The organism is Winogradskyella pulchriflava, assembly GCF_042434315.1.
Classification (GTDB): domain Bacteria; phylum Bacteroidota; class Bacteroidia; order Flavobacteriales; family Flavobacteriaceae; genus Winogradskyella; species Winogradskyella pulchriflava.
In genome coordinates this window covers 364905-378881 of the sequence record NZ_JBHLTQ010000001.1, presented here as the reverse complement: position 1 = coordinate 378881, position 13977 = coordinate 364905, and the positions used below count along the sequence as shown (strand labels likewise).

The window sequence follows — 13977 nt, the reverse complement described above, 5'->3', positions numbered from 1 at the left end:
TTAAAAGCGTGTTTTTATATATAAAAGTATTACTATTCTATTGTAGAGATGCAGAATAATTTGTTTGATAATCTCCTGCTTTTGCAAGGTTACCAGAAGCTTCAAAATTTGATCCGTAAGTGGCATCAATAGCTTGTAAAAAACTATTTGCCATTAAAGCATAACCTCTAGCTGTTAGATGTACTCCGTCTAAACTTACTAAGCCACCGAATACTAAATCGGTATTCATATTGTAATCATCAAACATAATACCTGCAGATGAAGCCTGCTCTAATATTGAATTTAAATCAACCAGTGCTAATCCGTTGGCATTGGCAACTGCTAATATTGAAGCGTTGTATGCTTCAGTAGCAATTGCTATTTCCTCTTGCTCTTGTGGTAATAATGCCCATTTGTCTTCTAGAGGTAATGTAACTCCTTCAGTAGCAAATTGTGCAGCAAGTGCTGCCGATAAGCCTTGACTCTCTAAAAACGCTGCGAAATCAGAATTTACTGTTCCAATTACAGAGGAACTAGGTAATACAAACAAATCATTTTCTGTTGCTTGCCTAGACTGACCATACATGATGCCTAATAACCCAGCAACTTGAGGAGCTGCAGCAGCAGGTAAGCCAAACTGAGCTAAAAATGCAGGGAACTGAGGATTTGCTAACAAGGTTTGCGTAATTAATGTAGATATATTTGCCAAGTTTTCATCGTGTATAACTATAGCGTTTGCTGCAGTATCAGTAAATACAATTGAACGTGCGGCAGCATCATTAATTGCACCTTGAGATTCTAAAAATGCATAAACTCCATTTAAAGCTCCAAATAAAGAATTTAATGTTGGAATTAATGGTCCAAAATCAGGATTAGATGGATCTAGTGGATTATAAGGAACCGTTGTAAAATGAGATAAGCTTGTTATGTTTGGTAAATTACCAATAACTCCTTTTGCTCCGTTTGCAGTTAAACCACCAACTAAAGCATTTAAAGACGCATCAAAAGTTGCAGTTGGCGTGATTGGATTTGAACCATCTCCACCTGTTGTGGCATAACCTAAGACGTCATTACCACCAATTTCAGACAATGAGAAGAATGTTGGATTTTGCGCCATAGCAAGTTCTAAAATTGATGCATTTGGTGCATTACCTGTGACGCGGATGGCATAAGGGTTTGCTGCAGCTGGAAAATTTGACAGATTTCCATAACCAGGTGCAACTAAATGAAAACTTTTTGCACCAGGTATACCTAAATTATTAAATGGACCAGTTGGGTTGTTTAAAGCAAAATCTGTAGTGGACATTGCAGAAGGATTTAAAGCTTGTAATGGTACTGGACCAGCACCACCAAAAACGAGTCTTTCGGAAAAAAGACGATTTCCAGTAGAAGGGTCAATTACAGGATTACCACCTAAGATAAGACCACCAAAATTATCATTCATCAAAGGTTGCGTAAAGGTACCTCCACCAACTTTAGCAAACATGTTTGCCATAATGTTAGGAAATGAATTTTCTTGTGATGCAATAAAAAGTGCATTATCTGTAAAACCAGCAGTAAACGAAGCTCCTACAGCTACGTAATTTGAGAAATCAGCAGTGCCAGCTGTTAATTCTGGTAATGATGAATCATCAACACCTGTATTGTTTCTATCTCTTATATCCTGAACGAGTTCATTCTCGCAGGCTACCATACCTAAGGTAAGTAATGATAGCGCTATATATTTTAGTTTTTTCATTTTAAATAATTTCTTTTCCGTTATTATAAATTATTGATAGTCCAAGACACGTAGTATTGAGAACCTATAAAACCAGTTCCGAATGCTGTAAAGTATTCGTCTTGTAATAAGTTAGTAGCACCAACTTTAAGTGTTGACTTAAAGCTTGGAATTCTAAAATTAACCTGTGCATCGAGTACATGGAAGGCTGGTACTTCTCCGTCACCGAAAGAAGACTCCCAGAAATAATTGTCACTCCACCTCCAAGATACATTAAAGCCTAAGTTTTTAAATAATTCTGTTTTACCGAAAGATGCTTTTACTTTATGATCTGGTGTATTGAAGCTAGTTCTAAAATCCGGATTTTTATTTACATCAAAATCTAATTTAGCATATGTGTAGTTTGCACTTAAATCAAAACCGTCAAATACTTTAGTTGAAATTTGAATTGCAGCACCATAAGAGTTTACTTTTTCTTCAGAATTTGTGTAGGTTTGATACCCATTAAAATCTTCATTTTCTAATGCTGCCAAAATTTGTTGCGTATCAGAATTTAACCCTCCTACTGACGCAGGGTTGTTTGGGTCATAACCTGTTAAGTCAAAATTTTCAACATTTCCATAAAGAGGGGCAATAACAGTTTCGTTTGATAGGAAATCATTGTAGGAATTATAATATACAGAGGCATCAATAATAAAACTTTTTATTTTACCTCTATAGCCTAATTCAAATGAACTTACTTTTTCTGGTTTAACATAATTTGGGTTGCCAATAAATTCTCTTCCATTAGAATTTACATCACGGTTTTCGTTAGTCAATTCACCTTCAACTGAACGAAATAATGAGTTCGTATAAGCTGCAGCAGCAGTTTGAGTTATTGATGAAGGTTGACCTAAGTTGTTTTGTGCAAATTGGCTTACTGAATAATCTCTTTCGAAGCGATCACCAATATCCGAAGCTCCACCAACCAGTGTTCCTAAAGCTGTTTCTAAACCAATGTATAATTCTTGCGTACTTGGATTTCTAAATCCTGACTGAAATGAAGCTCTAAAATTATGGTTATCGTTTACTGTAATAGCTGCCGAAATCCTAGGAGATAAAAAAGCATCAAATAATTCAGATTTATCATAACGCATAGATCCTGTTAGTTTTAGATCTAAGGTTTCATTTAACTCTATCGATTTTTGTAATTGCGAATAAACACCTATCTCAGAATAAAGGATAGGACCATTCTCGTCAGCGTAAATACTTCCAAAAGAGTTTAACTTGTAAGTTCTATAAGAACCACCAACCTGTATTTCTGCAAATTCTACCATATCTCCAAAATTATAATTTGCATCACCATGATAAATTTTTGAGTTGTCTCGAATTGCAGAACCTTCTAAAAATCCGGTCGTATTTGTTACTGTTTCATAAGCTTGTTGAAACTCAGGTGTGCCAGGCTCATACCTACCTGTTTCTGCAACTTGCCTTGCTGCAGCATGCGCTTCTGCTTCAGTAGCACCTCCAAGGGTAGCTCCAATAAACGCTGGAATATAATCCCCATACCAATCTTCATGAGATTTCCATTGTTGCAATAAATTTGGGCCTAACGCATCCAAAATGTAGGTATCTCCAGCTTTGTCTGCCGTTATATATCCTCTTACGAAGAAATTATCGTTTTTAATTTCTAATTTATGTTGCTGTAAAAAGAAGTTATCAATTCTATAGCGTTGTGCGCCTTGGTAAACCGTTGAACCTGTTCCTATTTTACCAACATATTGAATTTCAAAATCATTTGCCCATGGACGGTAGTATAATCCCCAATCTGCTTTAACACTTTCAGCATTATAATCGGTTAAATCTACTTCTGCATATCCTGTTCTACTTACATTAACATCTGGTAAAAGTGGTTGAAATTGTGCAGGAGCAGCATCTCTTATGTTTGTAGAAACATTATCACCATATATGTTGACTCCATCATAATTTATGTTTGACTCTCGCGTTCCGCCAACTCTATCTTTATCATCATAATTGGTGGCATACCAATCCGTACCTTTTAGATATCCGAAATTTACTTTAGCTGCAAATTTATCACTAAACTTATATGCCATTCTAATACCTACGTCTGTAAAATCATTATCACCAGCAGCTTCTTGTAAGGTTATACCTCTTTTTACATAACCACTAATGCCGCTATGGTCGAATGGATTTTTACTTCTCATAAATAAAATACCATTAAATGCATTTGCACCATATAGAGCTGACGAAGCACCAGGTAAGATTTCTACACTTTGAACATCTGTTTCTGTCATACCTAATAAGTTTCCTAATGGAAAGTTTAATGCTGGTGCAGAATTGTCCATACCATCAACAAGTTGTACAAACCTATTGTTTCCAAAAGCCGCAAAACCTCTCGTATTAATAGACTTAAACGTTAAACTGTTTGTGTTGATATCTATTCCTTTAAGGTTTTCCAAACCATCATAAAAATCAGCTGATGCTGTATTTTTAATTTCTTTTAAACCAAATCGCTCTACCGTAACAGGAGATTCAAAAATTCGTTCTGGTGTACGCGAAGCAGAAATAACGACTTCATCTAGTTCGTTACCTTCTTCTAAGGTTACATCTACAGTTTGATTATTAGCAGTTACTTCAATTGTTTGTACTTGAAACCCAGTGTAACTTACACGAATAGAAAATGGCGGATCTTGTTCAACGGTTAAAGAATAGTTACCATCAAAATCTGATACTGTACCAGAACTAGTACCAACTACTACAATGTTTGCACCAGGTAAGGGTAATCCAGTATTGTCAGTAATTTTACCTTTTACGGTGGTTTGTGCAAAGGATACCACACAAAAAAGCATTGTGAAAAGCTTTAAGATTGTCTTCATTTTAGAGAATTAGTTAATTTATTAGATGAGCAATTTAATTAAATATATGAAAATTCAATAAGAAATTCTTATAAAATTATGCACGCATAGTAATATTTAAAAAAAATTAAGCCTTAAAATTGAGAATCATACAATTTTAAGGCTTAAAAATAAGATTTTTATATCTGGTTTTAGCTATTCTACCGTTACAGATTTAGCTAAATTTCTAGGTTGATCTACGTTTTTATCTAACATAACTGCAATATGATATGATAATAATTGTAATGGAATGGTAGTTAGTAACGGAGTAAGGCACTCTAGGGTTTCTGGTACTTCAATAACATGGTCTGCTAATTCCTTAACACTTGTGTCGCCTTTAGTGACAATACCGATGATTTTACCCTTTCTAGATTTTATTTCTTGTATGTTGCTTACCACTTTTTCATAATGTCCTTTCTTAGTTGCAATAACAACTACAGGCATTTGTTCATCTATTAGAGCTATAGGACCGTGTTTCATTTCTGCCGCTGGATAACCTTCAGCATGTATATATGAAATCTCTTTTAATTTTAGAGCTCCTTCTAATGCTACAGGGAAATTAAATCCTCTACCTAGATATAAAAAGTTTGTTGCGTCTTTATAAATATCTGCGACTGTTTGCACATAAGCATCAGATTTTAAAGCTTCTTCTACTTTACTAGGAATCATTTCTAATTCTATTAAGTGGTGTCTAAACTCTGAACTTGAAATTGTTCCTTTTGCTCTTGCCAAGCGTAATGCCATTAAGGTAAGCACCGTAATTTGAGTGGTAAAAGCCTTTGTAGATGCTACACCAATTTCTGGCCCAGCGTGTGTGTATGCGCCTGCATCAGTTTCTCTTGCGATAGACGAACCTACAACGTTACATACTCCAAATACAAAAGCTCCTTTAGATTTTGCTAATTTAATTGCAGCTAATGTGTCTGCAGTTTCACCAGACTGTGATATTGCAATGACTATATCCTTTTCTGTAATAACAGGATTTCTATATCTAAATTCTGAAGCATATTCTACCTCAACAGGTATTCTGGCTAAATCTTCAAATATATACTCGGCAACTAAGCCTGCATGCCATGAAGTACCACATGCAACAACTATAATACGGTCGGCAGCAAGGAATTTTTTCATGTTATCCTCAACACCAGCTAGCTTTACCATTGCTTCATTGCTTAACAAACGACCTCTAAATGTATCAAAAATAGCATTAGGCTGTTCGTGTATCTCTTTTAGCATAAAATGGTCGTAACCACCTTTTTCTATTTGCTCAAGATTAAGTTGAAGTTCTTGCACGTAGGGATCTACTAACGCATCGTTCTTAATTTTTCTAACCTTTACCTCTTTATTACGTCTTATTATGGCCATTTCCTCATCTTCAAGATAAATGGCGTTTTTCGTAAACTCAATAAAAGGTGAAGCATCACTTGCAATAAAGAATTCGTCATCACCTATACCTATAGCCAATGGACTTCCTAATTTAGCAACAACAATTTCGTTAGGTTTATTTTTATCAAAAACAGCAATAGCATAAGCTCCAACAACTTGATTTAGAGCAATCTGAACTGCTTTCCCAAGTTTTAAGTTTTCACTTTTCTTTACGTCTTCAATAAGGTTAACCAATACTTCTGTATCTGTATCTGATTGAAAGGTGTATCCTCGCTTTATAAGTTCTTTTTTTAATGAGTCGTAATTCTCAATAATTCCGTTATGAATAATTACCAAATCACCAGAGTTAGAATGGTGAGGGTGAGAGTTAACGTCGTTTGGAACTCCGTGAGTTGCCCACCTTGTATGGCCTATACCAAGTGTACCGTTTGTAGAAATTTCGTTTTCTAATTTTTCTTTTAAATCAGAAACTTTTCCTTTGGTTTTAGATAGTTTGATGTTTTTTCCATCATATAGCGCTATACCTGCACTATCGTAACCACGATATTCTAATCTTTGAAGTCCTTTAATAATAATAGGATAAGCTTCTCGATGGCCAATATATCCAACAATTCCACACATAGGTTAATTTTTTAGTTGTTTGGTTCTGTGTAATAGATCTCTAAATACACTTTTTTGCTTTCGTCTTCAGTATTACTGCCATGTAATACTGTACCTCTTGGTGTTAAAACAGAACTAACAGGAACTGTAAAATCAGAATTGTCTGACGTTAGGACTTTTCTTTGTCCAATAGATTCTTCTAAATTAACATTTAATGAAACAGCTAAACCTAGTTCAACATTTGTTGAATCTCTAACTAACAAATTATTTATATGTTCGGTTATTTTAAGTTTATATTTAATGCCATTTTCATTTGGATCATCATTAACTCGTTGTAACGGTCCAAGATGGTTTGAAACTGAAAATAAAGGTAGTGCATTATTAATACCATCTAAAAAATAATCTACCAACGGCGTTTTATTCTCTATATCATACAAAAAAATGCGATCTGGCTCTTCTCCATTGAGTACATTATCATCTACATAGAATACTAAATTTGCTTCGTTTACTAAGCGCTTGGATTTCACAAATTTACCATCTTCAGTTACTACAAACTCACTTCTAAATTGTTCAAAGGCATTTATTTCAGGGTCGTCATCTTCATTATCTCCATTGAATAATAATATTCTTCCTATGGTTCCTTCTCCTCCTTTTAGGTAAACTCTACTCGATCCTTCTTCTGAAAGGTCTTCAAAACTTTCATTATCGAAGCTGTTTTCTAAAAAATTAATTCTATTGCCTCCAAAATTTAAAGTAAAACTCGTTTGCTCTGTCTCATCAGGATCATCTGTTGTTGAAGGAGTAAGTCTTGTATAATAAATTGTTATGTTAGAGTTAGTAGAGGCGGTGTTTAGTAAAAGGTAACTGCCGTCATCATTAACAGGTTCTGCTTTAAAATATATACCTCTGAAATATTCTAAAAAGTTATTAGCATTACTTAAAACAGCATCACCTTCTTTATCAAGAATTTTTTCTTTCCAAAATTGAGGGTCTAATTTTAATCTAATGCCAGGAAATTGTCTTGATGTAACTTGTGTTTCTCCCTCATCATCTAATTCGGTCAATATAAATCCTCTATCATTAATATCAAGATTGCCATTTGCATCTAATGTTACGTGGTTAACAGGGTCAGGGCTTGGCATTAGCATACTCAATTCGTTACTCATTAAGCTGGCATCGGAAATCATTTCACTAGACGAAGCATATTTGTTGGAATAATAAACTTGCTCTTCATTAAACTCAGCATTTGGGTCAAAATCTCTAATAAAATATGAGCTTTCATAAAGACTTAGCTTAATAGGATTGTAAGAACTTGCCTCTGGAAGGATAGAATCTACATCAAAGGTATAATTTCCATCTTCATCTATATCAGTAATTGATCCGTAATATGGTATTGATAATACTACTGAATCAATTACTGCCTCATCTCCAAAAGTTGGTGCGTAAGTTGATAAGGTTAGTTGGGCAACAAAACTAGAAGAAACTCTGCCATATATGTCATCATATAACCCAAGCGCACTGAATCCAACACCATTGGTTTGCACTGGGTCTAATGCTTCTGTTTTTGTTATGACTTCGGTTAATGCAGGATTGGTCTCACTGAGTGATAAAATATCAAAATTTGTAGCAATATCTTGGTTAATTATATCAGACTCTAGTGTAGCAAAGTCTTTATCGCAAGCAATAAAACTTGATACTATAAGGACAAATACTGAAATTTGAAGTGCAATTTTATTTATTTTCATAGGGCTATTAACTGTTTAAAACAGTGTTATTATAAAATTCTGTATATGGATCTGCAAATTCTTCGATTGAATGAAAATCTAATACAGGTTTTGTTAAATCATTTATGTAATTTTCTAATTCTTTAGGCAATTCTTCTGATCCTTTAATTATGGCATCAGAATTATCAATTGCTATTTTCATAAGATTAACATAGTTAGGCTTTTTTAAAGGTTCTATTGCTTCTTCATCTAAACCATCAAATTTTACTTTGTCAATCATATTTGTATCTAACGTCCCATCGAAGTTTTGATTGTACACAGAGGTTACTATTTTACTTTCAGTAAATAAAGGCTCTGTTTTATAAAACTCTTTTAAATAAAGCGGAAGTAGGGAAGCTAACCAGCCGTTAACATGGATAATGTCTGGGGCCCAGTTTAATTTCTTTACGGTCTCTATTACACCTTTAGCAAAGAAAATGGCACGCTCATCATTGTCTGGAAAAAGATTTCCTTCTTCATCTGTTAATGTTGCTTTACGTTTAAAGTACTCTTCGTTGTCTATAAAGTAAACTTGAATACGCTCTTTTGGTATTGAAGCTACTTTAATAATCAATGGCATGTCTAAATCGTTAATTACTAGATTAATACCAGAAAGCCTAATTACTTCGTGCAACTGATGTCTTCTTTCATTAATATTACCAAAGCGAGGCATAAATATTCGTATCTGGCCTCCTTGTTTGTTTACCATTCTTGGAGCTTCAAATGACATTGAAGAAATCTCTGTTTCTGGTAAATATGGTACAACTTCCGAGGACACATACAATATTCGTTTATCTTTCATAAATCTGCTGCTTTTGAAAATTAATAGTAAAAAACATGCAAAATTACAAAAATTTGTGCAGATTGCCAGTAAAATATTATGTTTGCACGCGTTAATTTTTTGTTACAGTATTGAAAGTTTTTCATAATAAAATAGAATTATCCCAACTTATTGAGGGCTTAAAAGTCAAGGGAAGTTCCATAGGGTTTGTACCTACAATGGGTGCGCTTCATAATGGCCATCTATCCTTGGTCAATAAAGCCTTGAGTCAAAATGGCTATGTTGTGGTTAGTGTTTTTGTGAATCCTACCCAGTTTGATAACCAAGAAGATCTTGTAAAATACCCTCGAAATTTAGACGCAGATGTAGCACTTCTAAAGACAGTAAGCGATAGTACTATTATTGTATATGCGCCTACAGTTGAGGATATTTACAGTAATAATGTGAAGTCTCAATCTTTTGCTTTTGATGGTTTAGAGCACGAAATGGAAGGTGCTTTTAGAGGTGGTCATTTTGATGGTGTTGGAACAATAGTAAAGCGTTTGTTTGAAATTGTAAAGCCAGATATGGCTTATTTTGGAGAAAAGGATTTTCAGCAATTACAGATTATTAAAAAACTTGTAGAACTACACAAAATGCCTGTAAAAGTAATTGGCTGCCCAATACATAGAGCAAAGGATGGTCTTGCTATGAGTTCTAGAAATACAAGACTAACGCCAGAGCATAGAGCGGCAGCACCATTTATTTACAAGACTTTAAAATCTGCCAAAACTAAGTTTGGCACAAAAAGTGCTAAAAATGTTACGGAATGGGTTAGTAAGCAATTTAAAAAACAACCACTATTAGAACTGGAATATTTTATAATTGCCGACACAACTACCTTAAAACCAGTAAAAAGAAAATCAACAAAAAAGACATATAGAGCTTTTATAGCGGTATATGCAGGTGATATAAGACTTATAGATAATATCGCTTTAAATTAATTATCTTTGCCTCATGCAAATTCAAGTTGTAAAATCGAAAATTCATCGTGTTAAATGTACAGGTGCAGACCTAAACTACATTGGTAGTATTACTATTGATGAAGATTTAATGGACGCTGCAAACATTATACAAGGAGAGAAAGTTCAGATTGTGAATAACAATAATGGAGAACGTCTAGAAACCTATTGTATACCTGGACCTCGTAATAGTGGAGAAATAACGTTAAATGGAGCTGCAGCACGTAAGGTTGCTGTTGGTGACATTTTAATTTTAATCACTTATGCCTTTATGGATATTGAAGAAGCTAAAGTTTTTAAGCCTTCTTTAGTGTTCCCTAACGAAGCTAACAATCTTCTAAAATAAATCATTGAGTAAATCAAAAACCATCCTAAAAGTTGCGTTACCCTTGCTCTTAGGAGTTGCTTTAGTTTGGTATTCTTTATCTCAAATTTCATTACCTAAATTAGTTCAGTATTTTAAAGATGCTGACTATTTTTATATTGTACTTGGTGTTATGCTTGGTATTCTTAGCCATGCATCTAGAGCCTACCGTTGGTTATTTATGGCAGAACCATTAGGCTATAAGCCTAAGTTTGCTAATAGCTTTATGGCTGTGTATTCGGCTTATCTCATCAATTTTACAATCCCACGAGCTGGTGAAATAGCAAGAGCTTCCATTTTAACTAATTATGAAGACATCCCTTTTGACAAAGGTTTTGGTACTATTGTAGCAGAACGTGTTGCAGATACTATAATGCTACTTTTAATAATAGCTTTGGCGCTTTTTTTAGAGTTTGAATTCATATATAGCTACTTTGTAGATAAATTTAATCCAATAACACTAATTTTTGGAGCTATTGCCTTAGTGGTTTTAGCAGTTGCGTTATACCTTTTTGTAAAACGAAGCACTACACAATTTGCTCTAAAAGTAAAAAGCTTCCTCAGCGGATTATTAGAAGGAGCTTTGAGTATTTTTAGGATGAAGAAAAAATGGGCATTTATATTTCATACTCTATTTATTTGGGTTATTTATTTGTCTATGTTTTACGTAACAACATTAGCATTACCAGAGCTAAACGACATATCATTTGCTGCAGTATTAATAGGATTTATATTAGCTAGTTTTAGTATTGCAGCTACCAATGGTGGTATTGGTTCGTTTCCGGAAGCTGTTGTTATTGCCTTTGTGTTATTTAATATGTTAGAAGATCCTAGTAGAGCTTTTGGTTGGATAATGTGGTCTACACAAACCTTAATCATTATTATATTAGGAGGATTATCCCTAATATATTTACCAATCTATAACAGAAAGAAAACACGTATATAGAAATATTTTTTACCTTGCCTTAACATTTATGCCAATCCACATCATGAAGAATTTTTACACTTTAATTTTGCTTTGCCTTGTGGCATTAAATCTTCAAGCTCAAGCTATTTATGAAACTATAGATTCCTATAAGCTAGATGGTAAGCGCGAATTAAAAATTCAATTGCCAAGAAATTATGACTCAGAAGCTAAAAGAACATATCCTTTAGTCATAGTTTTAGATGGTGATTATTTATTTGAACCTGTTGCTGGAAATATTGATTACCAAGCCTATTGGGAAGACATTCCAGATTGTATAGTTGTTGGTGTAAAACAAGGGAATACAAGAGAAGATGATTTTTCCTATGATGGTGATACTTTTTTACCAGCAAACGAAGGTGCAGATTTTTATGAATTTTTAGCAGCGGAGCTGTTGCCGTATATTGAAGAAAATTATAAAGCTTCCAATTTTAGAGTTATAGTTGGGCACGATTTGGGAGCTAATTTTATCAATTATTACTTATTTAAGGATAAGCCCCTTTTTAGAGCTTATATAAGCCTAAGTCCTGATTTAGCTCCAGAAATGGTGAATAGATTACAACAACGCCTTTCAATATTAGAGCAAGAAACATTTTACTACATGGCTACTGCTGACGCAGATGTAAAAGCATTGCGAAACACCATAGTGGAGTGCGATGCACAACTAAAAACTATAGAAAACACAAAACTGCACTATAAGTTCGATAATTTTGAAGATGCTAATCATTACTCTTTGGTAGGAAGAGGAATTCCAAAAGCCCTTAATGAAATTTTTGCGTTATACAAGCCTATAAATGGTAAGGAATATAATGAAAAGGTGTTAACGTATGAAGGCTCACCTTACGATTACTTAATGAAAAAATACGAAGACATCGAGTATTTTTATGGGTTTGAAAAGCAATTAATTGAAAACGACATAAGGGCTATTTCAGCGGCTTCTAAAAAGAAGGATGATTTAGAATCAATGGAAAAACTAGCAAAACTTGTAAATAAAAATTTCCCGAATTCTATGTTAAGCGCTTATTATATGGGCATGTACTATGAAGCAGAGGGTAATCTAAAAAAAGCACTTTTACGATACAAAGCAGGTTTGTTGCTAGAGCCATCTCAGTACATTGATAAAGAAATTATGCTCGAAAAAATGTACGAAACCCAAGATGCAATGAAAGATTAACTGCATTTCGTCGAAAAAAATTCACTTCTTAACGATATTTTAGTATGTTTGGTTTCCCGAAACTAAACCTACTTAAAAATGAGAAAGACTATCTTAATAGTTCTGGCTTGTGTTTTATGCACACCAATATTTGCTCAAATTAGTTATGACGAGATTAGTTCATCTAAGTTAAACTCCGTTCGTAAATTAAAAATTAAGCTACCGAAAGATTACGATCCTTCATCAGATATAAAGTACCCATTAATTATCGTTTTTGATGGTGATTATTTATTTGAGCCTATTTCTGGCCAAGTTGATTTTCAAACGTATTTTGATGATATGCCAAGCTCTATTATAGTTGGTATAGTTCAAGGTAATGAGAGACGCTATGACGGTTATTGCGATGAGGTAACAGGATTGCCAAAAGAATCTGGTTTGCGTTTTCACGATTTTGTAGCAGATGAGTTAATTCCGTATTTAGATAATAAATTCAATACAAGTAAATTTAGAGTTGCTGTAGGTCATGACCTTATGGGTAACTTTATCAATTCATATTTATTTAAAGAAGACCCACTGTTTAATGCTTATGTGTGTATAAGCCCAGATTTATCAGGTACTGTTAGGGATTATTTAGGAGAACGATTAGAGTTTTTTAAGGACGACATATTTTACTATATGGCAACTTCGGACAAAGATTTGCCTTATATTAGAAAGGCAGTTTTAAATGCGAACTCACAGATTTCAGAAGTTAAAAATCAATACTTAACTTATTATTTCGACGATTTTAATAACGATACACATTATACGTTAGTTAATAGTGCAATTGCCAAATCTTTTGACAAAATTTTTGAATTGTACAAACCGCTTAGAGAAAAAGAACTAGAGGAGAAAGTATTACCTTATGAAGGCACTTTAGATAAATACTTAGTAGATAGATACGATAGAATTGAAGATTTATTTGGAATAAAAAAACCGATTACCGAACAAGAATTTGAAAAGGTCGTTAAAATTGCCGAGCAACGCAACGACTTAGAATCCCTTGAAAAGATTGGTAAACTAGCAAATAAACTAAACCCAGAATCATTATTAGGCACTTATTATCTTGCTCAATATTCTGAAAAAGTAGGAAAAACCAAAAAAGCAAAGAAATTATACGAGTCTGCACTTACGTTAAATGATGTAAGTCATATTGATAGAGATTTTATCTTTTCTAAAATTGATGAGCTAACGATAGTAGATACAGACGAGGAAAAAGAAGGAGAGGAGGAAGACAATGAAGAAAACTAAAAAAAGTTCACTTTCTACTGATTACTTCTTTGAAGCATTATTTAAAAGAACTAGGACATTCTTGTTTTCAAATTTAACTTCAAAATTGACA

10 protein-coding genes are annotated in these 13977 nt (G+C 33.7%); 5 read left to right on the top strand and 5 right to left on the bottom strand.

Features of this window, described 5'->3' with window-relative positions:
* Window positions 1-37: 37 nt before the first annotated feature.
* The 5 genes from ACFFGA_RS01645 to ACFFGA_RS01625 form a co-directional block, all read right to left on the bottom strand.
* Entirely contained in the window at window positions 38-1717 is a 1680-nt protein-coding gene (locus ACFFGA_RS01645; protein WP_386058716.1) for a G-D-S-L family lipolytic protein, read from the bottom strand.
* Window positions 1718-1740: 23 nt separating this feature from the next.
* The gene (locus ACFFGA_RS01640) at window positions 1741-4572 is read right to left on the bottom strand and encodes a TonB-dependent receptor (RefSeq protein ID WP_386058714.1); all 2832 of its coding nucleotides are present in this window, start codon (window positions 4570-4572) and stop codon (window positions 1741-1743) included.
* A gap of 174 nt (window positions 4573-4746) precedes the next feature.
* The gene (gene glmS, locus ACFFGA_RS01635; protein ID WP_386058711.1) at window positions 4747-6594 is read right to left on the bottom strand and encodes a glutamine--fructose-6-phosphate transaminase (isomerizing); all 1848 of its coding nucleotides are present in this window, start codon (window positions 6592-6594) and stop codon (window positions 4747-4749) included.
* 11 nt (window positions 6595-6605) lie between these two features.
* Window positions 6606-8318, bottom strand: a complete 1713-nt coding sequence (gene bamH / locus ACFFGA_RS01630) for a BamH family beta-barrel-assembly machinery protein (RefSeq protein WP_386058708.1) — start codon at window positions 8316-8318, stop codon at window positions 6606-6608.
* Between the two features lie 7 nt (window positions 8319-8325).
* Window positions 8326-9138: a glycogen/starch synthase gene (locus tag ACFFGA_RS01625; protein ID WP_386058706.1), complete on the bottom strand. Its 813-nt coding sequence runs from the start codon at window positions 9136-9138 to the stop codon at window positions 8326-8328.
* A gap of 110 nt (window positions 9139-9248) precedes the next feature.
* Here ACFFGA_RS01625 and panC point away from each other — a divergent pair, with 110 nt between their 5' ends.
* The 5 genes from panC to ACFFGA_RS01600 all read left to right on the top strand — a co-directional run bounded on the left by panC (window position 9249) and on the right by ACFFGA_RS01600 (window position 13886).
* Window positions 9249-10100: a pantoate--beta-alanine ligase gene (gene panC / locus ACFFGA_RS01620; protein ID WP_386058703.1), complete on the top strand. Its 852-nt coding sequence runs from the start codon at window positions 9249-9251 to the stop codon at window positions 10098-10100.
* A 13-nt stretch (window positions 10101-10113) separates the two neighbouring features.
* Window positions 10114-10464: an aspartate 1-decarboxylase gene (panD, locus tag ACFFGA_RS01615; protein ID WP_278004459.1), complete on the top strand. Its 351-nt coding sequence runs from the start codon at window positions 10114-10116 to the stop codon at window positions 10462-10464.
* 4 nt (window positions 10465-10468) lie between these two features.
* Window positions 10469-11428, top strand: a complete 960-nt coding sequence (locus ACFFGA_RS01610) for a lysylphosphatidylglycerol synthase transmembrane domain-containing protein (RefSeq protein WP_386058700.1) — start codon at window positions 10469-10471, stop codon at window positions 11426-11428.
* Window positions 11429-11471: 43 nt separating this feature from the next.
* Window positions 11472-12620, top strand: coding sequence for an alpha/beta hydrolase (locus ACFFGA_RS01605; RefSeq protein WP_386058698.1), 1149 nt, complete (start codon window positions 11472-11474; stop codon window positions 12618-12620).
* 78 nt (window positions 12621-12698) lie between these two features.
* A complete protein-coding gene (locus tag ACFFGA_RS01600; RefSeq protein ID WP_386058696.1) occupies window positions 12699-13886 on the top strand; it encodes an alpha/beta hydrolase in 1188 nt (395 codons plus the stop codon).
* Window positions 13887-13977 lie beyond the last annotated feature (91 nt).

What these genes read in the sequence shown, in the direction of transcription:
- ACFFGA_RS01645 (WP_386058716.1), bottom strand. Translation starts at nt 1,717, where the DNA reads ATGAAAAAACTAAAATATATAGCGCTATCATTACTTACCTTAGGTATG.
- ACFFGA_RS01640 (WP_386058714.1), bottom strand. Translation starts at nt 4,572, where the DNA reads ATGAAGACAATCTTAAAGCTTTTCACAATGCTTTTTTGTGTGGTATCC.
- glmS (WP_386058711.1), bottom strand. Translation starts at nt 6,594, where the DNA reads ATGTGTGGAATTGTTGGATATATTGGCCATCGAGAAGCTTATCCTATT.
- bamH (WP_386058708.1), bottom strand. Translation starts at nt 8,318, where the DNA reads ATGAAAATAAATAAAATTGCACTTCAAATTTCAGTATTTGTCCTTATA.
- ACFFGA_RS01625 (WP_386058706.1), bottom strand. Translation starts at nt 9,138, where the DNA reads ATGAAAGATAAACGAATATTGTATGTGTCCTCGGAAGTTGTACCATAT.
- panD (WP_278004459.1), top strand. Translation starts at nt 10,114, where the DNA reads ATGCAAATTCAAGTTGTAAAATCGAAAATTCATCGTGTTAAATGTACA.
- ACFFGA_RS01605 (WP_386058698.1), top strand. Translation starts at nt 11,472, where the DNA reads ATGAAGAATTTTTACACTTTAATTTTGCTTTGCCTTGTGGCATTAAAT.
- ACFFGA_RS01600 (WP_386058696.1), top strand. Translation starts at nt 12,699, where the DNA reads ATGAGAAAGACTATCTTAATAGTTCTGGCTTGTGTTTTATGCACACCA.